The sequence below is a fragment of the Streptomyces fradiae ATCC 10745 = DSM 40063 genome (genome assembly GCF_008704425.1).
Classification (GTDB): Bacteria; Actinomycetota; Actinomycetes; order Streptomycetales; family Streptomycetaceae; genus Streptomyces; species Streptomyces fradiae.
The window spans coordinates 3,464,506-3,486,483 of record NZ_CP023696.1 but is presented as its reverse complement, the minus strand read 5'-3'; the positions used below and the strand labels follow the sequence as shown (position 1 = coordinate 3,486,483).

Below are 21,978 nucleotides of genomic sequence, written 5' to 3'. Positions count from 1 at the left end.
AAGCGGGCGTTACGCCTCGTCGCCGCCCTCCAGGTCGCCCTCCGTCTCCAGGTACACCTGCTTCAGCTCCTCCAGCACCCGCGGGTCGGGCTTCGCCCACATGCCGCGGGACTCCGCCTCCAGGAGCCGCTCCGCGATGCCGTGGAGCGCCCACGGGTTGGCCTCCTGGAGGAACGCGCGGTTCTCCGGGTCCAGGACGTACGCCTCGGTCAGCTTGTCGTACATCCAGTCCGCGACGACACCGGTCGTGGCGTCGTAGCCGAAGAGGTAGTCGACGGTCGCCGCGAGCTCGAAGGCACCCTTGTAGCCGTGGCGGCGCATCGCCTCGATCCAGCGGGGGTTGACGACGCGCGCGCGGAACACACGGGACGTCTCCTCCACCAGGGTCCGCGTGCGGACCGTCTCCGGGCGGGTCGAGTCGCCGATGTACGCCTCCGGCGCGGTGCCGCGCAGGGCGCGGACGGTGGCGACCATGCCGCCGTGGTACTGGAAGTAGTCGTCGGAGTCGGCGATGTCGTGCTCGCGCGTGTCCGTGTTCTTCGCGGCGACGGCGATCCGCTTGTACGCCGTCTCCATCTCCTCGCGCGCGGGGCGTCCGTCCAGGCCCCGGCCGTACGCGAAGCCGCCCCACACCGTGTACACCTCGGCGAGGTCGGCGTCGGTGCGCCAGTCGCGGGAGTCGATCAGCTGCAGGATGCCCGCGCCGTACGTACCGGGCCGGGAGCCGAAGATGCGGGTGGTGGCGCGCCGCTCGTCGCCGTGCTCGGCCAGGTCGGCCTGCGCGTGGGCGCGGACGTAGTTCTCCGTGGCGGGCTCGTCGAGGGAGGCGGCGAGCCGCACCGCGTCGTCGAGCAGCCCGATCGTGTGCGGGAAGGCGTCACGGAAGAAGCCGGAGATGCGCAGCGTCACGTCGACGCGGGGGCGGCCCAGCTCGGCGAGCGGGATCGGCTCCAGGCCGTTGACGCGGCGGGACGCGTCGTCCCAGACGGGGCGGACGCCCAGCAGCGCCAGCGCCTCGGCGACGTCGTCGCCGCTGGTGCGCATCGCACTCGTGCCCCACAGGGACAGGCCGACCGAGGTGGGCCAGTCGCCGTTGTCGGCGCGGTACCGCTCCAGCAGCGAGTCGGCGAGGGCCTGCCCGGTCTCCCACGCGAGGCGCGACGGAACGGCCTTCGGGTCGACGGAGTAGAAGTTCCGGCCGGTCGGCAGGACGTTGACCAGACCGCGCAGCGGCGAACCGGACGGGCCGGCCGGTACGAAGCCGCCGTTGAGGGCGTGCACGGCGTGGTCGAGTTCGGCGGTGGTGGCGCCGAGGCGGGGCACGACCTGGCGGGCGGCGAAGTCCAGTACGGCGGCGACCTGCTCGCCGTGGCCCTCCGCGACCGCCGGCACGGCGGCCGGGTCCCAGTCGGCGGCCTCCATGGCCTCCACCAGCGCGCGGGCCTTGGCCTCCGCCTCGTCGGCGGTGGTGCGGGTCGCGGCGGACTCGTCCAGGCCGAGCGCCTCCCGCAGGCCGGGGAGAGCCTGCGTGCCGCCCCAGATCTGCCGGGCGCGCAGGATCGACAGGACCAGGTTGACCCGCTCGGCACCGGACGGGGCGGTGCCGAGGACGTGCAGGCCGTCGCGGATCTGCGCGTCCTTCACCTCGCACAGCCAGCCGTCGACGTGCAGCAGGAAGTCGTCGAAGCCGTCGTCGTCGGGCCGGTCCTCCAGACCCAGGTCGTGGTCGAGGCGGGCGGCCTGGATGAGGGTCCAGATCTGGGCGCGGATCGCCGGGAGCTTCGCCGGGTCCATGGAGGAGATCTGCGCGTACTCGTCGAGCAGCTGCTCCAGCCGCGCGATGTCGCCGTACGAGTCGGCGCGGGCCATCGGCGGCACCAGGTGGTCGATCAGTGTGGCGTGGGCGCGCCGCTTGGCCTGCGTGCCCTCGCCGGGGTCGTTGACGAGGAAGGGGTAGACCAGCGGCAGGTCGCCGAGGGCGGCGTCGGGGCCGCAGGCGGCGGACAGGCCGGCGTTCTTGCCGGGCAGCCACTCCAGGTTGCCGTGCTTGCCGAGGTGGACCATGGCGTCCGCGCCGAAGCCGCCGTCGGAGGCGGGCGCGGCGATCCAGCGGTAGGCGGCCAGGTAGTGGTGCGAGGGCGGCAGGTCCGGGTCGTGGTAGATCGCGATCGGGTTCTCGCCGAAACCGCGCGGCGGCTGGATGAGGATGAGCAGGTTCCCGCGCCGCAGCGCGGCGAGGACGATGTCGCCCTCCGGGTTGCGGGAGCGGTCGAGGAACATCTCGCCGGGCGGCGGGCCCCAGTGCTGCTCGACGGCGGAGCGCAGCTCCTCCGGCAGGGTCGCGAACCAGCGCCGGTAGTCGGCGGCCGGGATGCGGACCGGGTTGCGGGCGAGCTGCTCCTCGGTGAGCCAGTCCTGGTCGTGGCCGCCGGCCTCGATGAGGGCGTAGATCAGCTCGTCGCCGTCGCCGGACGCGAGGCCCGGCACGTCCTCGTCGCCGAAGTCGTACCCCTCCTCGCGCAGCCGGCGCAGCAGGGCGACGGCGGAGGCGGGGGTGTCCAGGCCGACGGCGTTGCCGATGCGGGAGTGCTTCGTCGGGTACGCGGAGAGGACCAGCGCCAGGCGCTTCTCGGCGTTCGGGATGTGCCGCAGCCGCGCGTGGCGGACGGCGATGCCGGCGACGCGGGCCGCGCGCTCGGGGTCGGCGACGTACGCGGGCAGCCCGTCCTCGTCGATCTCCTTGAAGGAGAACGGGACGGTGATGATCCGCCCGTCGAACTCGGGTACGGCGATCTGGTTGGCCGCGTCGAGCGGGGACAGGCCCTCGTCGTTCTCCTCCCAGTCGGCGCGCGGGCTGGTGAGGCACAGCGCCTGCAGGACGGGGACGTCCAGGGAGGCGAGCGCGCCCGCGTCCCACGCCTCCTCGTCGCCGCCGGCCTGGGCCTCGGCGGGCTTGGTGCCGCCCGCGGCGAGGACGGTGGTGATGACGGCGTCGGCGCCGCGCAACTGGTCCAGCAGCTCCGGTTCGGGGGCGCGCAGGGAGGCCACGTACAGCGGGAGGGCGCGGCCGCCGGCGTCCTCGACGGCGTCGCACAGGGCGCCCACGAAGGCGGTGTTGCCGCTCATGTGGTGGGCGCGGTAGTAGAGCACGGCGACGGTCGGGCCGTCGGCGGTGCGGGGGGTGCGCTCCAGCGGGCCCCAGGTGGGCGCGGCGGCCGGCGGGTCGAAGCCGTGGCCGGTGAGGAGCACGGTGTCGGAGAGGAACCGGGCGAGCTGCTCCAGGTTGTCCGGGCCGCCGTGGGCGAGGTAGGCGTGCGCCTCGGTGGCGACCCCGATGGGGACGGTGGACGCCTCCATGAGCTGGGCGTCGGGCGCCTGTTCACCGGTGAGGAAGACGACCGGGCGGTCCTGGGCGCGGAGCAGGTCGATGCCCTCCTCCCAGGACCGGAGGCCCCCGAGGAGGCGGACGACGACGAGGTCGACTCCGTCGAGGAGGCCGGGCAGCCCGTCTATGGGGAGGCGTGCGGGGTTGGCGAACCGGTACTCGACCGGGCCGCCCGCCGCGCGGGCGCTCAGCAGGTCGGTGTCGGAGTGCGACAGCAGCAGAATCACGCGTGCCGGGCCTTCCTCGGGGTGTCCTCGCCCCGGGTGGTCGTGGGTGGCGGGAGTTCCTGACTCGCGGGGCCGCTCGGGTCCTGCTCACAGTGGCGGGACCGCGCCGGATTCACACCGGGCTTCCTCCCTAGGGTCCTGGGACCCTGTGCCGTCTGCATAGTAGAGGCTGCGCGTATGCTCGCCGCCATGCCGCCCAGCCCATCAAAGCCCCGGAACGGGGGCGAATCCCACATACGGGATCCCCTTCGGAACCGTGTCCGCGACCGTGCGGACGCGTGCCCCGGCGCACTGCGGCTGCACCGCGCGGACGACGGGGGCCTGGCCCGGCTGCGGCTGCCCACCGGTGTGCTGACGGCCCCCCAGGTCGCCGCGCTCGCCGATGCCGCGGACCGGCTGGGCGACGGCCGGATCGGTGTCACCTCGCGCGGCAACCTCGATCTGCGCGGCCTTCCCGACGACTGCGGCCTCGCCCTCGCCGAGCTGCTGGGCGCGGCCGGGCTGCTGCCGTCGGCCGCGCACGAGCGGGTGCGGAACATGGTCGTCTCCCCCCTGTCCGGGCTGGACGGCCGGGGCTTCGGGGACGCCGGTGCGTGGGCGCGCTCGCTGGACGCGCTGCTGTGCGCGCGGGCGTGGACGACGGGCCTCTCGGGGCGGTTCCTGTTCGCCGTGGACGACGGGCGCGGGGACGTGGCCGGCCTGGGCGGGGATGTGACGTTGGTCGCAGAGCCGGACGGCCGCGCTCTGGTAAGGATCGGGGGCCTCGCGTGGCGGGTCGCCCCGGACGACGCGCCGACCGCGGCGCTGGCCGCGGCGGAGGGGTTCCTGGCGGTGGCCCGGGAAGCGGGCACGGGGGCCTGGCGGGTGGCCGAACTGCCCGACGGCGCACCGCTGGAGGAAGCTGTGACGGAGCGTCTGGCCACGGCCGGGGTCGCCGCTGCACGGGCCGCGGCACACGCGGCGGACGGTGCGGAGGCGCTGCCGGGCGCGGCGGGCGTTCCGCCGGTCGCGGCGCCGCCCGAGCCGGGATTGGTCGGCGACCGCGCCGTGTCGGTGGTCGCGCCGCTGGGGCGGGTCACCAGCGGGCAGTTCCGCGCCCTGGCGGCGGGGTCCGGCGACGAGGTGCGGGTGACACCGTGGCGGGGCTTCGTCGTGGCGGGCCTGGCCGGCCGGGCCGAGGCGGAGGAGCGGCTCGCGGCGCTCGCCGACGCCGGGTACCTCACCCGGCCCGGTTCGCCCTGGCTGGCGGTGAGCGCCTGCACGGGCCGGCCGGGCTGCGGCAAGGCCCTGGCCGACGTACGGACGGACGCGCGGCCGCTTCAGGACGCGGCGCTGCGCGGACTTCCGGCGCACTGGTCCGGGTGCGAGCGCCGGTGCGGCCACCCGCAGGGCGACTGGGTGGACGTACGGGCCACCGGCGACGGCACCTACGACATCACCGTACGGGCCGCGCGACGAGACAACGACGACGCACAGGCACAGAGATGAGCGGGAGCACAGTGTTCGACTACGAGAAGGACGGCGCGGAGATCTACCGCCAGTCCTTTGCCACGATCCGCGCCGAAGCGGATCTCGCGGGTCTGCCCGCCGACGTCAGCCAGGTCGCCGTGCGGATGATCCACGCCTGCGGCATGGTCGATCTCGTCCGCGACCTCGCCTACACGCCGGAGGTCGTCTCCCGGGCCCGCGCCGCGCTCCGCTCCGGAGCGCCCATCCTGTGCGACGCGCAGATGGTCGCCAGCGGCGTCACCCGCAAGCGGCTCCCCGCCGACAACGAGGTCGTCTGCACCCTCTCGGACCCGTCCGTGCCCGGCCTCGCCGCAGAACTGGGGACGACCCGCAGCGCCGCCGCGCTGGAGCTGTGGCGCGACCGCCTGGAAGGCTCGGTCGTGGCCATCGGCAACGCGCCCACCGCCCTCTTCCGGCTGCTGGAGATGGTCCGCGACGGCGCCCCCCGCCCCGCGGCGGTACTCGGCATACCGGTCGGCTTCATCGGCGCGGCCGAGTCCAAGGACGCCCTGGCCGCCTCCGATCTCGACCACATCGTCGTACGTGGCCGGCGCGGCGGCAGCGCCATGGCCGCCGCGGCGATCAACGCGATCGCGAGTGAGGTGGAATGAACGCCCGTGTTTCACGTGAAACAGTGACCGGCGCCCCGGCGGAAGCGGCTGCGCCCCCCGGCGGCACCGGCAAGCTGTACGGGGTCGGCCTCGGCCCCGGTGATCCGTCGCTGATGACGCTGCGCGCGGTGGAGGCCATCGCCAAGGCGGACGTGATCGCCTACCACTGCGCCCGGCACGGCCGGTCCATCGCCCGCTCCATCGCGGCGAAGCATCTTCGCGACGACCACATCGAGGAGCGGCTGATGTACCCGCTCACGGTGGAGACGACCGACCACCCCGGCGGCTACCGGGGCGCGCTGAACGACTTCTACGAGGAGGCGTCGGCCCGGCTGGCGGCGCACCTGGACGCGGGCCGGACGGTGGCCGTGCTCGCCGAGGGAGACCCGCTCTTCTACGGCTCGTACCAGCACATGCACAAGCGCCTCGCCCACCGCTACGAGACGGAGGTCGTCCCCGGCGTCACCTCGGTGAGCGCCGCCGCGGCGGCCATCGGCAAGCCGCTGGTGGAGGCCGAGGAAGTGCTGACGATCATTCCGGGCACCTTGCCGGAGGACGAGCTGACGGCCCGTCTGGCGGCGACCGACTCGGCGGTGGTGATGAAGCTGGGCCGGACGTTCCCCGCGGTGCGCCGCGCCCTGGAGCGCACCGACCGCCTCGCGGACGCCCATTACGTGGAGCGCGCCACCATGGAGGGCGAGCGCACCGAGCGACTCGCGGACGTGGACCCGGAGTCGGTGCCCTACTTCTCCGTGGCGGTGCTGCCGTCCCGCGTCGACACCGGCCCGGCCGTACCGGAGCGCGGCGAGGTCGTGGTGGTGGGCACCGGACCGGCGGGCGCGCCGTGGCTGACCCCCGAGTCCCGGGGTGCGCTCGCCTCGGCGACGGACCTGGTGGGCTACACGACCTACCTGGACCGGGTGCCGGTCCGGCCGGGCCAGCTGCGGCACGGCTCGGACAACAAGGTGGAGTCCGAGCGCGCCGAGTTCGCACTGGACCTGGCGCGGCGGGGGCGGCGCGTGGCCGTCGTGTCGGGCGGCGACCCGGGGGTGTTCGCCATGGCGACCGCCGTACTGGAGGTCGCTTCGCAGGAGGAGTACGCGGACGTGCCGGTGCGCGTCCTGCCGGGCGTGACCGCGGCGAACGCTGCCGCGGCGAAGGCGGGCGCGCCGCTCGGCCACGACTACGCCACGGTCTCCCTGTCGGACCGGCTCAAGCCGTGGGAGGTCATCGCGGAGCGCCTGCGGGCCGCCGCCTCCGCCGACCTGGTGCTGGCGCTCTACAACCCCGGCTCGCGCAGCCGTACGTGGCAGGTCGCCCAGGCGCGCGAGCTGCTGCTGGAGCTGCGCGCCCCGGACACCCCGGTCGTCGTGGCGCGGGACGTGGGCGGCCCGGAGGAGTCCGTCCGCGTGCTGCCGCTCGCCGACCTGGACCCGGCCGAGGTCGACATGCGCACGCTGCTGCTGATCGGCTCGTCCCAGACCCAGGCCGTACGGCGCGGTGACGGGCGCACGATCGCGTGGACGCCGCGCCGCTACCCGGAGGCGCCCCCGGCCGACGCCTGACCGGCGCCGCACACCCGACCACCCACCACCCCGGCCGCCGGACGGACCCTTCCGTACGGCGGCCGGCCGGGCCACCGCGTGCACCCGCTCGGGGGTCAGCCCCACGCACCGCCGGGACCACGACGACGGGCCCGGACGCCACTGCGGGTGACGAGCGTCCCGGCAGGCGCGGGGCGACAGCGGCCGCACCGGCCTCCAGCGGCCCGTCCTCTACGGGATGCACGCCGACACCGGCGTCCACCGCACTCAGCGAGCCCGGCGTGCCCGGCTTCCCGCTCGCCACCTCAAGCAGCCCTTCCTCCCGCCCCCGTACCCCCGCCCGGCCCGCCGACGGGCCCGCGCCCTCCCGCCGCCGACGTACCCACCCCCACGCCCCGCGCGCCCATTCCGACGGGTCGCCCCGGTGCCGCGCCCCGCACCACCGGCCGCGCGACCGGGCCGGCGAAAGCGAAGCCCCCGCCCGTCGGAGCGGCCGACCCGGCACCCATCAGGGCGCCCGGCCAGGCGCCCCGGCCTCCCGGTGCCACCGGCGCACATGGCCGCCGGCAGGCGTGGTCGCCGCACCCGGAGCCGCCGCCCCGCACCTGCCCGACCCCAGAGCCGCCGCCCCACACCCTCCCGACCCCAGAGCCCGCCCCGCACACCCTCCCGACCACGGCGCCAGGGCCACGCCACGGCGCTGCGCGGCCGGCCTCGGACGCCACGCGGAAGCACCCACTCGTCGGCGGGCGGTCGGCCTACCCCGCCGGGGCCCCTTCGGCGACCCAGGAAGCGGCCTCCTCGACGGTCGCGGCGACGGGGACACCGTCGGGGACGGGTGGGCGGCGGACGATCACCACCGGCACCCCCGCCTCACGTGCGGCCACCAGCTTCGGGGCGGTGGCCGCGCCGCCGCTGTCCTTGGTGACCAGCACGTCGATACCGTGCCTCCGCAGCACCTCCCGCTCGCCGTCCAGCGTGAACGGGCCCCGGTCCAGCAGCACCTCCATCCGCGCCGGGTGCGGCGGCTCCGGCGGGTCCACGGAGCGGACCAGGAACCACACGCCGGGCACCTCCGCGAACGCCGCCAGGCCCATGCGCCCGGTGGTCAGGAACGCCCGGCGCCCCAGGCCGCGCACGGTGTCCGCCGCCTCCGCCAGGGACGCCACCGGATGCCAGTCGTCGCCCTCCGCGGGGGTCCACCCGGGGCGCCGCAACGCCAGCAGGGGAACATGGGAGGTGGCGGCGGCCCGCGCCGCGTTGAAACTGATCGTCCCGGCGAAAGGGTGAGTGGCGTCGATGACCGCGTCCACCTGGTGCTCCCGCGTCCAGCGGGCCAGGCCTTCGGCGCCGCCGAAACCGCCCACGCGCACCTCACCGGGCAGCGGCGCGGGACTGGCGACCCGCCCGGCGAGCGAGCTGGTCACCCGGACGCCGGCGGCGTCCAGCGTCTCCGCCAGGCGGCGGCCCTCGGTCGTGCCGCCGAGGATCAACACATGCATGGGGAACCGTCCATGAGTACGAGCGGGGGGCGCACCGCCCAACTCAAGCACACCGGCCTCCGGCCGGGCTGGACGACCGGTGCCTGCGCGACGGCGGCCACCACCGCCGCGTACACGGCGCTGCTGACCGGGGACTTCCCCGACCCCGTGACCATCACCCTGCCGAAGGGCCAGACCCCGGCCTTCGCGCTCGCGGTCGAGGAGCACGACGGCCCGTCCGCGACGGCCGGCGTGGTCAAGGACGCGGGCGACGACCCGGACGTGACGCACGGGGCGCTCGTGCGTTCGACGGTGCGGCTCCTGCCGGCCGGATCCGGCGTGGTCTTCCGCGCGGGGGCCGGGGTCGGCACGGTCACCCGGCCGGGGCTGCCCCTCGCCGTGGGGGAGCCGGCCATCAACCCGGTGCCGCGGCAGATGATCCGCGACCATGTGGAACGGGTCGCCACCGCGCACGGCGGGACCGGCGATGTGGAGGTCACCGTCTCCGTGGACCACGGCGAGGAGATCGCCCGCTCCACGTGGAACCCGCGCCTCGGCATCCTGGGCGGACTCTCCATCCTCGGGACGACCGGGATCGTCGTGCCGTACTCGTGCTCGGCGTGGATCGACTCGATCCGGCGCGGCGTCGACGTGGCCCGTGCGGCCGGCCGCACCCACGTCGCCGGGTGCACCGGGTCCACCTCCGAGAAGACCGTCACCTCCCTGTACGAGCTGCCGGAGGACGCCCTCCTCGACATGGGCGACTTCGCCGGGGCCGTCCTGAAGTACATCCGCCGCCATCCGGTCGACCGGCTCACCCTCTGCGGCGGCTTCGCGAAGCTGTCCAAGCTGGCGGCCGGCCATCTGGACCTGCACTCGGCGCGCTCCCAGGTCGACAAGGGCTTCCTCGCCGACCTGGCCCGCGCGGCGGGCGCCGACGCGTCGCTCGCCGCCGAGGTGGCCACCGCGAACACCGGCCTGGCCGCGCTCCAACTCTGCGCGGCACGGGGCGTCCCCCTGGGCGACCTGGTAGCGGAGACCGCCCGTGACCAGGCCCTTTCGGTGCTCCGCGGTGCGCCGGTGGTCGTGGACGTCGTCTGTATCGACCGCGCGGGCACCGTGGTGGGCCGCAGCGCCCCCCGCTGAGGGCGCCTCGCCACCGCGTCCGCACCGCCGCGAGCTGCCCGCCGCGTGTCCCGGCTGCCCCGTCGCGTGACCCCACAGGCGCACGCCGCCGTGCGGCCGGGTGGGCGACGCACGATCATCGAGCCATGAGCACCAGCAGCCCCGGCATCCGTCTCGCCCAGCGGCCCGAAGCGGACGCGCTCCTCTCCCGCAGCCCGCTGGCCGCCCTCGTCGGCATGCTGCTGGACCAGCAGGTCCCCATGGAGTGGGCGTTCTCCGGGCCCTACACGATCGCCACCCGCATGGGCGGCGAGGACCTGGACGCGCACGCGATCGCGGCGCACGACCCGGAGGAGTTCGCGGCGCTGCTGTCCGCCAAGCCTGCCGTGCACCGGTATCCCGGCGCCATGGCGCGACGCGTCCAGCAGCTCTGCCGGTACCTCGTCGACGAGTACGGCGGTGACGCCGAAGCCGTGTGGCGGGACGCGACCGGCGGCAAGGAACTGCTGGCGCGGCTGGAGGACCTGCCGGGCTTCGGCAGGCAGAAGGCGCAGATCTTCCTCGCGCTGCTGGGCAAGCAGTACGGCGTGCGCCCCAAGGGGTGGCGGGAGGCGGCCGGTCCGTACGGGGAGGCGGGGTCCTTCCGGTCGGCCGCGGACATCACCGGCCCGGAGACGCTGGCGAAGGTGCGCGCGTACAAGCAGGAGGCGAAGCGTGCGGCCAAGGCCGCCAAGAAGACCGAGTCGAAGTAGTCGTCGTCCGTTCATGCGGCAAGCGTGGCCGCCCGAGGAGAAGCCATGCGGCAGACCGTCCACAGCACCCACGATGAGTACGAAGATATGACGCGAGTTGTGGATGATCTGTTCCCAGGAGCCCGGCCGGTCGCTAGCTTCCCTTCAACCCAGTCCGCTCGGGAAGGAACTCTGTGAACCCATCCCCTCGCAGAGCCGTGGCCGCCCTGGCCGCAGCCGCACTCGCGACCCCGCTTCTGCTGGCCTCCGCGTCCCCCGCCTCCGCCGACCGCGCCGACCCGGCCAAGGAGGCGACGAAGCTCGCCCGAAAGCTCGTCGCCTCGGCGTCGGCCGACAGTGCCCACCGGCACCTGCGGAAGTTCCAGCAGATAGCCGACTCGGCCGGCGGCAACCGCGCGGCGGGCACGCTCGGCTACGACGCCTCCGCGGCGTATGTGTACCAGCAGCTCAAGAAGGCCGGATACGACGTCTCGTACCAGGACTTCCCCTTCATGTACACGGAGACGCAGGCGCAGAGGCTGGCCGTGCTGTCGCCCTCTCCGCGGGAGATCGCCGTCTCCGCGATGACGTACACCAAGTCGACCCCGGTCGGCGGGACGAGGGCCGCGCTGGCCGCCGCCCCGGTCGACGCCGACGGTTCTCACGGCTGCGAGCCCTCGGACTTCGCGGCCGGCGCGTTCACGGGGAAGGTCGCGCTGATCCAGCGCGGCGGCTGCACCTTCGCGGTGAAGCAGGCCAACGCGGCCGGGGCGGGCGCCGTCGCCGCCCTGGTCCACAACAACGTGGAGGGCACCCTCAGCGGAACGCTCGGCTCCGCCGAGGAGGCGAAGATCCCGACGGGCGGCCTCTCCAAGGCGGACGGCGAGGCGCTCCGCGCCGCCGCGGCCGCGGGCACCGTCGAGGTGAACGTCGAGCTCCGCCAGCTCCAGGAGCGCCGCACCACGCGGAACGTGATCGCGGAGACCCAGCGGGGGAACGCCGCGAACACGGTCATGCTCGGCTCCCACCTGGACGGCGTCACCGCGGGCCCCGGCATCAACGACAACGGCTCGGGCTCGGCCGGCCTCCTCGAGGTCGCCCTGCAGTTCGCCAAGCACAAGGACAAGACCGGCAACAAGGTCCGGTTCGCCTGGTGGGGTGCCGAGGAGAACGGCCTGCTGGGCTCCGAGCACTACGTCGGCGCCCTCGACGACCTCGGCCGCAAGGAGATCAAGCTCTACCTCAACTTCGACATGATCGCCTCGCCCAACTACGGTCTCTTCGTCTACGACGGCGACGACTCCGACGGCGTCGGCGCCCCCGCGGGCCCGCCCGGTTCCGCCCAGATCGAGCGGGACATCAACGCGTTCCTCGACAAGCAGGGCCACCCGCACGAGGGCACCGACTTCACCGGCCGCTCGGACTACGGCCCGTTCATCGAGGTGGGCATACCCTCCGGCGGCACGTTCACCGGCGCCGAGGGCATCAAGACGGCGCGGCAGGCGGAGAAGTTCGGCGGGACCACCGGCGCCCCGTACGACCCGTGCTACCACGCCGCCTGCGACGATCTGGACAACATCGACATGACCGCCTTCGACGTCAACATCGACGTCATGGCCAACGCCGTGGGCGTCTACGCCCACGACCTCCGGTCGCTGCGCGAGCCCGTCGAGTCCGTCCCGACGGACGGCGACGCGGGCAGCGGCGGCGGCCTGCACGACCACCACGACCACGAGGTCACCGAGTGACGCGCGCGTGAGCGCCGCGCCGCCAACCGGCCATCCCCCCGCCCCCTTGGCGGCGCGGCGCCCCACTCGGTCGACCGCGGGACCGACCGGCCGGCCGCGGGCCCGCCTGATTGTGGGACCGGCCGGTTCCGCACGGGACCGGCCGGTCCGTACCCGGGTGCGTAACCGACCGGGCCCGAGGCCGACCGGATGCGGAACCGGCCGGGCCCGAGGCCGACGGGATGCGGAACCGGCCGGGCCCCAGGCCGACCGGGTGCGGGGCCGACCGGGTGCGGGGCCGACCGGGTGCGGGGCCGACCGGGTGCGGGGCCGACCCGGTCCCGCGCCGGCTCCGAGAGGGGCGCCGGAGTGTCACCCGTTGCGGCCAAGCGATCGAAACGCCCCCTTTGTCGTGATCCTCATGCCCCTTCGGGGTGTCTGCCCCCCGCCGCCTGGCTGCGCCGGGTGCCGCTTGCCCGGTAGGCTTTCCGTGTGATCTTCAAGCGCATCGGTAACGGGCGGCCGTATCCCGACCACGGCCGGGAAAGCACCCGGCAGTGGGCGGATGTCGCGCCGCGTCCGGTCCGCCTCGATCAGCTCGTGACGACCAAGGGCCAGCTGGACCTCGAGACGCTCCTCGCCGAGGACTCCACCTTCTACGGCGACCTCTTCGCGCACGTCGTGAAGTGGCAGGGCGACCTGTACCTCGAGGACGGCCTTCACCGCGCCGTGCGCGCGGCCCTGCAGCAGCGGCAGGTCCTGCACGCCCGCGTGCTGGAACTGGACTGAGACGACTCGACCGGGACCGTCCGGGGATGACCCTTTCCGGGATGTTTCCCACCCGACCGGCCCTCTACAGCTGATCGTTTAGTAGGCATAGTCATCGGGCCGCATTACGCTGCGCCCATGAGCATGCTCACTCCCCCTGGTATGGGCGGAAAGTACCGCATCACGGGCACGGCATACCCCCGTATGCGCCGACCGCGCCGACGTGGCCGGATCATCGTCGCCGGCATCGCCGCGACGGCTGCGCTCGGTTTCGCCGGCTGGGGGACGGTCCAGCTCATCGACGTGTTCGGCGGCGGAAGCCAGGAGACGGCGGCGCGCTCCACGGCCGCCCGCACCTGCGAGCCGGTGAAGCCCTCGCCCGTGGCACAGGCGGCGGTCTTCCCCAAGCCCGCGGACATCACGGTCAACGTCTACAACGCGACCCCGCGCAGTGGGCTGGCGAAGGCCACCGCAGACGAGCTGCGGAAGCGCGGCTTCACCATCGGCAAGATCGGCAACGCCCCGGTCGCCTACGACAAGAAGGTGCCCGGCGCCGGAGTCCTGCTCGGCGCCCCCGGCGCCGCGAAGGGCGCCTTCCCCGTCCTCGGCACGCAGATGAAGGGCGCGGTCACGAAGACGGACACCCGGGCGACGGCGGACGTGGACCTGATCATCGGGACGGCGTTCACCGCCCTCGCGGCGCCCGAGGACGCCACGGCCTCGATGACCGCCCTCCTGCACCCGAAGCCCGTGCCCACGAAGTGCGCGCCGCAGTCCAGGTGACCGGCGGAACCCGGTCGTAATCCGCGCCGCGCAACGGCGGAGCCCGGGCACGGCCTGCGTCCGGGCCGAGCCGGGCACGGCCTGCGTAGGGCCCGCGTCCGGGCCGAGCCGGGCACGACCCGCGCCACGCCCCTGGCGGACGCCCCCGGCCGTGGCAACCGGCCGGGCGCGTACCCAGGGAAAGGCTGGGCCCGGAGCACCCGAGGAAGGGCGAACTCCACCCGACGAGAACCCGGGAAGCGGACTGAGGCCCGCGCGAGCCCTGGCGCCTCCCAGAGGAGGCCGGGAAAGCGGAGTCCCGCGGAAGGCACGCGCCCACGGGAAGCAGGGTGCGGGGGTGCAGGCGTACGGGTGGGTGCTACTCCGCCGCGCCGTACATCCGGTCACCGGCGTCGCCGAGACCGGGGACGATGTAGCCGTCCTCGTTGAGGCGCTCGTCGATCGAGGCGGTCACGACCGTCACGGGCGTACCCGCCAGGTCGCGCTCCATCACCTCGACGCCCTCGGGCGCCGCCAGCAGCACGACCGCGGTCACGTCGTCGGCACCGCGCTCGATCAGCTCGCGGATGGCCGCCACCAGCGTGCCGCCCGTGGCCAGCATGGGGTCGAGGACGTACACCTGGCGCCCGGACAGGTCCTCGGGCATCCGTGTCGCGTACGTCGACGCCTCCAGCGTCTCCTCGTTGCGGATCATGCCGAGGAAGCCCACCTCGGCCGTCGGCAGCAGCCGGACCATGCCGTCGAGCATGCCGAGCCCGGCCCGCAGGATCGGCACCACCAGGGGACGCGGGTGCGACAGCTTCACCCCGGTCGTCGTGGTGACCGGGGTCTCGATGCCGACCTGCTCGGTGCGCACGTCACGCGTCGCCTCGTACGCGAGCAGGGTCACCAGCTCGTCGGCGAGCCGCCGGAAGGTGGGGGAGTCGGTGCGCTTGTCGCGCAGCGTGGTGAGTTTGTGCGCCACCAGCGGGTGGTCGACGACGTGGATCCGCATGCCCACAACAGTAGCCCGCACTGGCATCAACCCACGCCGCGGAGGGAAGGTGGAGTCGGATGAACGCAGCTCCGGGGTGGTGGTGTGGCCATGCCTGACCAGGAAGAACCCGGCGAGCGCCGGGCAGCGGACGACGCCCAGCGCAGGCGCCGCAGGGCGCAGTTCCTGCGTGAGCTGAACGAGGCGCGGGCCCTGCGCGAGCGCGTGCAGCCGCGCCGCGCCAGAGCCGCCCGCATGCGCCAGGCGATGCGCATGCGCACGTTCCGCTGGTGACGCTCCGGAAGGGAGCCGTACGGACGGGGGCGGCGTCCTCGCCGGGCCGCCGGGCGGCGGAAGCGGCACCCGTGCGCCGGTTCAGGCCGGAGCCGGGGCCGGTCCGGCGAGAGAGCCTGGCCCGTTCCGGGTATCGCACGGGGCCGGGCGTTACGGGAGCCGCGTAACGGGGCCGGCGTAACGGGCCCCGCGCGACCGGACCGTGGCCGAGACGGTCCGGTCGCGCGGGGTACAGGCGCCGGGGGCGGAGCCGGACGGCACCGGCGGGCGCACCCGTGCGGCCGACCGGGGCCGGACGGAGGGCGGTCGCGAGAGCCGAAGGCCGGGCACCCCGGCAGCCGCTCGGGGCACTCGGGCTGCCGGGGCCGCTCCGGGCACCCGGCTCGCCTGTCCGGCTCCGGCCCGGCCGCCGCACCGGGACGCCCCCGTGGTGCGGCCGCCCGTCGGCCTCACCTCCTGTCGCCCTGCCCGGCCGCTTGGGACAGCCTCCGGCCCCCGACCCGGTCAGGCGTGTGCGTCACCCCCGCCGCCCGAGCAACCCGGGCGGCCCCGCAGCCCCGCAGCCCGAGCGGCATCAGCAGCTCGTCCGGCCGCCCCCGAGCCTCCCGAGCAAGCAGCCAGACCGACCGGGGCCACCGGGCCGACTGGGGCCGACCGGGCCGGGCGGGGCCGCCGGGCCGACCGGGCCACCAGGCCGACCGGGGCCACCGGACCGGGCGAAGGCCGATCGGCCGCACTCCCCGGCCGCACCGCCTGGCCGGGGCGCCCCACCGGACGGTGCGGCCGGGCCCGGTCATTCGGCGCACACCCACCGGCCCCCTGCCCGTCATATGCCGTGCGGATACCGCTCGCACACCCCTGGTGATCATCGTCACGACCGCTCCGGATGTGCGGGGCCGGGGTGACGCCGACCGGGTCCCGGGCCCAGACTGGTGCACGACGCACGACCGGAACGCCTCTCCTTGAGGCTCCGCATCTGCCACGATGCCGAGTGGGCGGGGCATTCAGGAGCATGCCGCCCGATCGTCACACCTCTGATCAGTGGGAGAGTCACGGTGTACTTCGCCGCACTGCTCACGCTCACCGAAGACGGGTGGGTTGCGAGCGACACAGAGCTCGACGATGTGGAGACCTTGGCGGATCTGATCGGCCTGGCCCGCGACGCCTCGCCGGACGACGACCCGGTGCTCGTCTTCATCGAGCAGGAGGACGCGTGGTTCGGCATCGTCCGCGTGGAGGGCGAGGACGACCCTCGCATCTTCGTGTCGGACGGGGCGGCCGCCGCCCGCTCCTCGTACGGGGAGATCCTGACCAAGGAACTGCTGGGCGACGACCGGGGCGACGACACCGCCGACCTGGACGCGCTGGACCTGGACGGCACCGAAACCGGGGAGCCGGACGACACGGAGGAGGAGACGCAGGCGGTGGGCGAGACCGTGCCCGCCGCGCCGGTCGGCGACCGGCAGATCCTGGAGGACCTCGGCATGTCGGAGAAGGAGCTCCTCGCTCTCGGCACCGACGCGCTCTCCGAGATCGCGGACGCCCTCGGCGCCTCCGAGATGCTGGAGACCGTCCGCTAGTGCCCGCCCCCTCGACGGGTGAGCCCGCTGCGGGCGAGCCCGTACGTGCCCATCCCATAGCCCCCGCGGAAGGTCCCGGTGCCCCCGGACCCGATGCCTCACCCACCCCCGTCCCAGGACCCGGGCCGGACCCCGTGCGCACCCCGTGGCGGGCGCCCATGGAGCGGGCCCTGGCCGAGGCCGAGCGCGCCGCGCTGGCCGGCGACGTGCCGGTCGGCGCGGTGGTGCTCGGGCCGGACGGCTCCCTCCTCGCGACCGGTCACAACGAACGCGAGGCGACCGGCGACCCCACCGCGCACGCCGAGGTACTGGCGCTGCGCCGGGCCGCCGGCCGGCTCGGCGCGTGGCGGCTCACGGGCTGCACGCTCGTCGTGACGCTGGAGCCGTGCGTGATGTGCGCGGGCGCGCTGGTGCAGTCCCGTGTGGATCGGGTCGTGTTCGGCGCGCCCGACGAGAAGGCCGGCGCGGTCGGGTCGCTCTGGGACCTGGTACGCGACCGGCGGCTGAACCACCGCCCCGAGGTCGTCCACGGTGTTCTCGCCGAGGAGTGCGCCGGCCTGCTCACCCGCTTCTTCCGCGGCCGCTGACAAGGCGGACGACCGGCGCCCGCCCGGCGCCCTCCCCTTCCGTCCCGGCCGGGACGGAAGGGGCCGCGAGGAGCCGCGCGATACGGATTTCTTCGCGCGGGCACCTTTGGGCTAAGCTCTCTCTCGGTAGCGTGTCCGAGCGGCCGAAGGAGCTCGCCTCGAAAGCGAGTGTGGCGCAAGTCACCGAGGGTTCAAATCCCTCCGCTACCGCTGACAACACCCCTCCGAAGCGCGGAAACGCGAGACGGAGGGGTGTTTCGCATGGTGGAGCGGCCCCCTGCACGCGCAGGCGGCTGGCCCCCGCCAGGCCGATCGACCCTCCCGCCCGGACGGGCCGACCCCTCCCGGCTGGGCGGGCCGGGCCCCCGCACGGGGGTGGACCAGGGCCGGCGCCCCACGGCACCGCCCGCCCCGCCCACGCCTCCTCAAGGGCGGCAAGCAGCCGGGAACTTGCCGCTGCGGCCCTTCAACGCTCGGTTAGACTCACCCGACCGCCGAGGGAATCGCAGGGGAGAGACGGGGAGACGGGGACGATGGCGCAGGCGAAGAAGATCATCCTGTACGCCCTCGCCGTCTTCGTGCTCTACACGATCATCCAGTCTCCCGAACGGGCCGCCGAGCTCGTCCAGATAGGCTTCGAGGGCATCTCGAGCGCCGCCCAGGCGGTCGGCGACTTCATGACCGCCCTCATCACCTAGGAGTCCCGCGTGATCCGCCACCTGGTCCTCTTCAAGCTCAACGAGGGTGTGCAGCGCGACGAGCCCCGCGTCGAGGCGGGTGCGCGCGCCTTCCAGGAGCTGGGCGGACTCATCCCGGAGCTGCGGTTCTGGGAGTGCGCCTGGAACATCAGCGACCGCCCCATCGCGTACGACTTCGCCATCAACTCCGCCGTGGACGACCTCGACGCGCTCAAGCGGTACGTCGAGCACCCCGCCCACCAGGCGGCCGCCGGACAGTGGCGCGAATTCGCCACTTGGGTGGTCGCGGACTACGAGTTCTGAGGCGCCCTCACCGGACTTCCCCTGGCAGCCCCGCACCCTGTGGTGCGGGGCTGCCCCCTTTCCCCGGCCTCCCCGCCCCAACACGGCGCTAAGGGGTGCTTGCACACAGTGGACATGTGTTGTGATGCTATGACCGCTTTTGACGGAGGACTTGACCGAAGTTGACCGCTAGCCGTGAAGGGGTGGCGTGAACGTGCCGGCCAGTACCACGCCTCACCAGGTGCCACCCCAGAACGAGCCGACGAGCCAGTCCACCCGGGCCGGAGGCCCGGCCCCGGAACCGCGCACCGGGCACCCCGCCCCGGCGGGCCAGGAGCCCCCGGCCCCGCACCACACCGCACCGCAGGCCCCGCAGCGCGCCCAGACCCTCACCGCGCCGCCGACCGCACCACCGGCCACCCCCGCCGCACCGGCCACGCCGCCACCCGCGCCACTGACCACCCCCGCCGCCCCGGCCGCACCGACCGCACCACCGGCCACCCCCGCCGCCCCGGCCACGCCGCCACCCGCACCCCCGGCCGCGCCGCCCGCCCCGGCCGCACCCCCGGCAGCGTCACCGGCCACGCCCCCGGCAGCGTCACCCGCCTCGCCGGCCGCCTCCGCGCGGGACGCCCGCGTCCGCCGCACCGCCGACACCCGGGCGCTCACCCAGGTCCTCTTCGGTGAGCTGAAGCGGCTGGAGCGCGGCACTCCGGAGCACGCCCGCGTCCGCGCCGCCCTGATCGAGGCCAACCTCCCGCTCGTCCGGTACGCCGCCGCCCGCTTCCGCTCGCGCAACGAGCCGATGGAGGACGTCGTCCAGGTCGGCACGATCGGCCTGATCAACGCCATCGACCGCTTCGACCCCGACCGGGGCGTGCAGTTCCCGACGTTCGCGATGCCCACCGTCGTCGGCGAGATCAAGCGGTACTTCCGCGACAACGTCCGCACGGTCCACGTCCCCCGCCGCCTCCACGAGCTGTGGGTGCAGGTCAACGGCGCCACCGAGGACCTGACCACCCTGCACGGCCGGTCCCCCACGACCGCCGAGATCGCCGAGCGGCTGAAGATCTCGGAGGAGGAGGTCCTGTCCTGCATCGAGGCCGGCCGCTCGTACCACGCCACCTCGCTCGAAGCAGCGCAGGAGGGCGACGGGCTGCCGGGCCTGCTCGACCGCCTCGGCTACGAGGACCCCGCCCTCGCCGGGGTGGAGCACCGGGACCTCGTGCGGCACCTGCTCGTACAGCTCCCCGAGCGCGAGCAGCGGATCCTGATGCTCCGCTACTACCGGAACCTGACGCAGTCCCAGATCAGCCAGGAGCTCGGCGTCTCCCAGATGCATGTGTCAAGGCTTCTCGCCCGCAGCTTCGCCCGGTTGAGATCCGCAAACAAGATCGATGCCTGACACGATCGGGTAGAGCCGTTTGGCCCTGATTCAACCGTTCCGAAAAGCCGCACACCCCCTGTTTCCAGCACGTACTCATCGCCACCATGTCGACAAGTCACTACAGCGTGTTGCCGACATGTGACATTCTGCTGGAACCGCGTTTGCCGCAGTCTCGGCGCCGGTATCTCACGTGGAGGCTGCGTTCCTCCGATGGTCGCGGCTCCCGCGACCGTCCGCGACCTCAAGGGGGTGGCATGTCCGCAGAACAGGGCAGCTCGAAGGTTCTCACGCTCACGCAGAGCGAGCCGGCCGCGCTTCCCGAGACCTCGGAAGCCATCGACACGCGCACGCTCTCCCGCTCCCTGTTCCTCCGCCTGCGCGCGCTGGACGCTGCGGGTGTGGCGGCGGGCAGCCCGGAGCGGATGTACGTACGCGACACGCTCATCGAGCTCAACCTGCCGCTCGTCCGGTACGCGGCGGCCCGCTTCCGCTCGCGCAACGAGCCGATGGAGGACATCGTCCAGGTCGGCACGATCGGCCTGATCAAGGCGATCGACCGGTTCGACTGCGAGCGGGGCGTGGAGTTTCCGACCTTCGCCATGCCGACCGTCGTCGGGGAGATCAAGCGCTTCTTCCGCGACACCTCGTGGTCGGTGCGGGTGCCGCGCCGCCTCCAGGAGCTGCGACTCGCGCTCACCAAGGCGGGCGACGAGCTGGCACAGAAGCTGGACCGCTCCCCGACCGTGCCCGAACTGGCCGCCGCCCTCGGCGTGTCGGAGGACGACGTCGTCGACGGCCTCGCCGTCGGCAACGCGTACACCGCCTCGTCGCTCGACTCGCCGTCGCCGGAGGACGACGGAGGGGAGGGCTCGCTCGCGGACCGCCTCGGCTACGAGGACAGCGCGCTGGAGGGCGTGGAGTACCGCGAGTCGCTGAAGCCGCTGCTGGCCAAACTGCCGGCGCGGGAACGACAGATCATCATGCTGCGGTTCTTCGCCAACATGACGCAGTCGCAGATCGGCGAGGAGGTCGGGATCTCCCAGATGCACGTCTCCCGCCTGCTCACGCGCACGCTGGCGCAGCTGCGCGAGGGCCTCATCGCGGACTGACCGCCCCGCCCGCCCGGTTCGCGACCCACCTCGCGGGCCGGGCGGCCGCTTTCCGGGACGTACGCGCAGGGGGCGGACCCGGGTCCGGGCGGCACGGCCGCACGGCCGCACCAAGCGAGCGAACCGGACGAGCCGTCCGAGCCAACGGGCCGCACCGACGACTCCGGCGAACAGACCGAGCCGAGGCACGACGCGCGGACCCGCGACGGGCAGGCCACGCCATGGCGCCGCAGCCATGGCGCCGCACGGCCGAGCCGTACGAAAGGCCGGGCGCACCGGCCGGGCGGGCGGGCCGGGCGGCCCTGGAGGGGTCAGCCCAGGGCGAGCCAGGCGACCGCCGCGATGACGACGACGGCCAGGACGATGCCGACGATGAGGCCGACGCGCGGGCCGGACGACTGGGCCGCGGGCTGCGGCTGACGCTGCGGGGCGCCCTCGTCGACGAAGGCGCGGAACATCTGGGTCGAGCCCGCGGGGTCGTAGTTGCCCTCGGGTCCCTGGGGGGCGTGCGGGTTGTGTGCCATGGGGCAGGACCCTAGCGAATGACCGCCACCCGCCCCACCCCGGGAGCCCCGGGAAAGGATCTTGACCTTTCTTTGCCAGGTCTTTGGCCGTATGTACCCCCATTTCATTTGCCTGTAGCAACCATCCGATCATATGGTTGCTCTAAGCAACAAGATGCGGAGGTGCCCCGGGTGGCAGCACGCAGTCAGTACGAGGAACTGACCCGCCAGGTCAGCGCCGTCGGGGTCGTCAAGCGCGCCATAGCCCGCCTGCTCCCCGCCGAGTGCCCGGGAGGTGCCGCCGCCGTCCTGGCCCTGCTGGACCGGCACGGGGACATGCGGCTGAGCCGCCTGGCCGAACTCCTGGCCGTCGACATGTCGGTCACCAGCCGCCACGTCGCCCATGTCGTGGAGCAGGGCTGGGTCGAGCGGTCGCCCGATCCGGGTGACCGGCGCTCGCGCATCCTGCGCCTGACGCCGGCGGGGCGGGAGGTGCTGGACGACCTCAAGCAGCGCGCCACGGACCTGCTGGCGGACCGCCTGCGGGAGTGGCCCGACGACGACGTCGGGCAACTCGTCACCCTGCTGACCCGGCTCCGGGCGTCGTTCGGCGATGTCCGGGCGGCGCAGCTCCAGCCTTGGTCCTCGCCGGCCGCGGTGGCGGGACCAGGAGC

Annotated in this window: 19 protein-coding genes, 1 tRNA gene, 1 pseudogene and 1 riboswitch; of the genes and pseudogenes, 17 read left to right on the top strand and 4 right to left on the bottom strand. The window is 74.1% G+C overall.

Annotated features, from left to right (window positions below):
- Positions 1–9: 9 nt before the first annotated feature.
- Positions 10–3,612 (bottom strand): cobaltochelatase subunit CobN, encoded by a 3,603-nt coding sequence (gene cobN, locus CP974_RS15405; RefSeq protein WP_031129790.1) that lies wholly within the window; start codon positions 3,610–3,612, stop codon positions 10–12.
- A 35-nt stretch (positions 3,613–3,647) separates the two neighbouring features.
- Positions 3,648–3,779, bottom strand: a riboswitch (cobalamin riboswitch).
- 10 nt (positions 3,780–3,789) lie between these two features.
- Here cobN and CP974_RS15400 point away from each other — a divergent pair.
- Genes CP974_RS15400 through CP974_RS15390 form a run of 3 tightly spaced genes read left to right on the top strand, consistent with a single transcriptional unit; the run spans position 3,790 to position 7,297 of the window.
- Positions 3,790–5,100, top strand: a complete 1,311-nt coding sequence (locus CP974_RS15400) for a ferredoxin-like domain-containing protein (RefSeq protein ID WP_031129789.1) — start codon at positions 3,790–3,792, stop codon at positions 5,098–5,100.
- Complete coding sequence (locus tag CP974_RS15395; protein WP_031129788.1) at positions 5,097–5,732, top strand: precorrin-8X methylmutase; 636 nt, start codon at positions 5,097–5,099, stop codon at positions 5,730–5,732. Before CP974_RS15400 ends, CP974_RS15395 begins: the two co-directional genes overlap by 4 nt.
- Positions 5,729–7,297: a precorrin-2 C(20)-methyltransferase gene (locus tag CP974_RS15390; RefSeq protein ID WP_223844326.1), complete on the top strand. Its 1,569-nt coding sequence runs from the start codon at positions 5,729–5,731 to the stop codon at positions 7,295–7,297. Before CP974_RS15395 ends, CP974_RS15390 begins: the two co-directional genes overlap by 4 nt.
- A 737-nt stretch (positions 7,298–8,034) precedes the next feature.
- On the opposite strand, the gene CP974_RS15385 is transcribed toward CP974_RS15390, so the two are convergent.
- A complete protein-coding gene (locus CP974_RS15385) occupies positions 8,035–8,778 on the bottom strand; it encodes a cobalt-precorrin-6A reductase (protein ID WP_031129786.1) in 744 nt (247 codons plus the stop codon).
- Positions 8,779–8,790: 12 nt separating this feature from the next.
- Here CP974_RS15385 and CP974_RS15380 point away from each other — a divergent pair, with 12 nt between their 5' ends.
- From CP974_RS15380 to CP974_RS15360, 5 genes are all read left to right on the top strand, one after another.
- Positions 8,791–9,903 carry a cobalt-precorrin-5B (C(1))-methyltransferase gene (locus CP974_RS15380; protein ID WP_174887724.1) on the top strand — a complete coding sequence of 371 codons (1,113 nt, stop codon included), beginning with the start codon at positions 8,791–8,793 and terminating at the stop codon, positions 9,901–9,903.
- Between the two features lie 125 nt (positions 9,904–10,028).
- Positions 10,029–10,634, top strand: coding sequence for an HhH-GPD-type base excision DNA repair protein (locus CP974_RS15375; protein ID WP_031129784.1), 606 nt, complete (start codon positions 10,029–10,031; stop codon positions 10,632–10,634).
- A 173-nt stretch (positions 10,635–10,807) separates the two neighbouring features.
- Complete coding sequence (locus CP974_RS15370) at positions 10,808–12,361, top strand: M28 family metallopeptidase (protein WP_223844325.1); 1,554 nt, start codon at positions 10,808–10,810, stop codon at positions 12,359–12,361.
- A 471-nt stretch (positions 12,362–12,832) separates the two neighbouring features.
- Positions 12,833–13,129, top strand: a complete 297-nt coding sequence (locus CP974_RS15365; RefSeq protein ID WP_003999914.1) for a type II toxin-antitoxin system VapB family antitoxin — start codon at positions 12,833–12,835, stop codon at positions 13,127–13,129.
- Between the two features lie 117 nt (positions 13,130–13,246).
- Positions 13,247–13,891, top strand: a complete 645-nt coding sequence (locus CP974_RS15360; protein ID WP_037937144.1) for a LytR C-terminal domain-containing protein — start codon at positions 13,247–13,249, stop codon at positions 13,889–13,891.
- Positions 13,892–14,249: 358 nt separating this feature from the next.
- Here CP974_RS15360 and upp read toward each other — a convergent pair whose 3' ends face one another.
- The gene (gene upp / locus CP974_RS15355) at positions 14,250–14,885 is read right to left on the bottom strand and encodes a uracil phosphoribosyltransferase (protein WP_031129777.1); all 636 of its coding nucleotides are present in this window, start codon (positions 14,883–14,885) and stop codon (positions 14,250–14,252) included.
- A gap of 90 nt (positions 14,886–14,975) precedes the next feature.
- Between upp and CP974_RS15350 the strand changes: the two genes are divergently transcribed.
- The 8 genes from CP974_RS15350 (at position 14,976) to CP974_RS15320 (ending at position 20,801) form a co-directional block, all read left to right on the top strand.
- A complete protein-coding gene (locus CP974_RS15350; RefSeq protein ID WP_031129776.1) occupies positions 14,976–15,158 on the top strand; it encodes a hypothetical protein in 183 nt (60 codons plus the stop codon).
- Between the two features lie 1,055 nt (positions 15,159–16,213).
- A complete protein-coding gene (locus tag CP974_RS15345; protein ID WP_031129775.1) occupies positions 16,214–16,738 on the top strand; it encodes a tRNA adenosine deaminase-associated protein in 525 nt (174 codons plus the stop codon).
- Positions 16,739–16,896: 158 nt separating this feature from the next.
- Entirely contained in the window at positions 16,897–17,325 is a 429-nt protein-coding gene (tadA, locus tag CP974_RS15340; protein WP_223844324.1) for a tRNA adenosine(34) deaminase TadA, read from the top strand.
- A 125-nt stretch (positions 17,326–17,450) separates the two neighbouring features.
- A tRNA-Ser gene (locus CP974_RS15335) sits at positions 17,451–17,535 on the top strand.
- Positions 17,536–17,858: 323 nt separating this feature from the next.
- The gene (locus CP974_RS29640) at positions 17,859–18,023 is read left to right on the top strand and encodes a hypothetical protein (RefSeq protein ID WP_162887727.1); all 165 of its coding nucleotides are present in this window, start codon (positions 17,859–17,861) and stop codon (positions 18,021–18,023) included.
- A 9-nt stretch (positions 18,024–18,032) separates the two neighbouring features.
- A complete protein-coding gene (locus tag CP974_RS15330; RefSeq protein WP_031129773.1) occupies positions 18,033–18,326 on the top strand; it encodes a Dabb family protein in 294 nt (97 codons plus the stop codon).
- Positions 18,327–18,759: 433 nt separating this feature from the next.
- The gene (locus CP974_RS15325; protein ID WP_150485896.1) at positions 18,760–19,710 is read left to right on the top strand and encodes an RNA polymerase sigma factor SigF; all 951 of its coding nucleotides are present in this window, start codon (positions 18,760–18,762) and stop codon (positions 19,708–19,710) included.
- Between the two features lie 236 nt (positions 19,711–19,946).
- Complete coding sequence (locus CP974_RS15320) at positions 19,947–20,801, top strand: RNA polymerase sigma factor SigF (protein ID WP_031134873.1); 855 nt, start codon at positions 19,947–19,949, stop codon at positions 20,799–20,801.
- Between the two features lie 311 nt (positions 20,802–21,112).
- Here CP974_RS15320 and CP974_RS15315 read toward each other — a convergent pair whose 3' ends face one another.
- A complete protein-coding gene (locus tag CP974_RS15315) occupies positions 21,113–21,325 on the bottom strand; it encodes a hypothetical protein (protein WP_031134875.1) in 213 nt (70 codons plus the stop codon).
- 171 nt (positions 21,326–21,496) lie between these two features.
- Here CP974_RS15315 and CP974_RS15310 point away from each other — a divergent pair.
- Positions 21,497–21,928, top strand: a pseudogene (locus tag CP974_RS15310) (MarR family winged helix-turn-helix transcriptional regulator); the annotation flags it as partial.
- Between the last annotated feature and the right edge of the window lie 50 nt (positions 21,929–21,978).

Bases quoted from the DNA above. Each gene is read 5' to 3' on its own strand.
- CP974_RS15400 (WP_031129789.1), top strand. From the start codon at position 3,790: ATGCTCGCCGCCATGCCGCCCAGCCCATCAAAGCCCCGGAACGGGGGC.
- CP974_RS15360 (WP_037937144.1), top strand. From the start codon at position 13,247: ATGAGCATGCTCACTCCCCCTGGTATGGGCGGAAAGTACCGCATCACG.
- CP974_RS15385 (WP_031129786.1), bottom strand. From the start codon at position 8,778: ATGCATGTGTTGATCCTCGGCGGCACGACCGAGGGCCGCCGCCTGGCG.
- CP974_RS15390 (WP_223844326.1), top strand. From the start codon at position 5,729: ATGAACGCCCGTGTTTCACGTGAAACAGTGACCGGCGCCCCGGCGGAA.
- CP974_RS15375 (WP_031129784.1), top strand. From the start codon at position 10,029: ATGAGCACCAGCAGCCCCGGCATCCGTCTCGCCCAGCGGCCCGAAGCG.
- CP974_RS15315 (WP_031134875.1), bottom strand. From the start codon at position 21,325: ATGGCACACAACCCGCACGCCCCCCAGGGACCCGAGGGCAACTACGAC.
- CP974_RS15395 (WP_031129788.1), top strand. From the start codon at position 5,097: ATGAGCGGGAGCACAGTGTTCGACTACGAGAAGGACGGCGCGGAGATC.
- upp (WP_031129777.1), bottom strand. From the start codon at position 14,885: ATGCGGATCCACGTCGTCGACCACCCGCTGGTGGCGCACAAACTCACC.
- tadA (WP_223844324.1), top strand. From the start codon at position 16,897: ATGGAGCGGGCCCTGGCCGAGGCCGAGCGCGCCGCGCTGGCCGGCGAC.
- CP974_RS15320 (WP_031134873.1), top strand. From the start codon at position 19,947: ATGTCCGCAGAACAGGGCAGCTCGAAGGTTCTCACGCTCACGCAGAGC.
- CP974_RS15380 (WP_174887724.1), top strand. From the start codon at position 8,791: ATGAGTACGAGCGGGGGGCGCACCGCCCAACTCAAGCACACCGGCCTC.
- CP974_RS29640 (WP_162887727.1), top strand. From the start codon at position 17,859: ATGGCGCAGGCGAAGAAGATCATCCTGTACGCCCTCGCCGTCTTCGTG.
- CP974_RS15350 (WP_031129776.1), top strand. From the start codon at position 14,976: ATGCCTGACCAGGAAGAACCCGGCGAGCGCCGGGCAGCGGACGACGCC.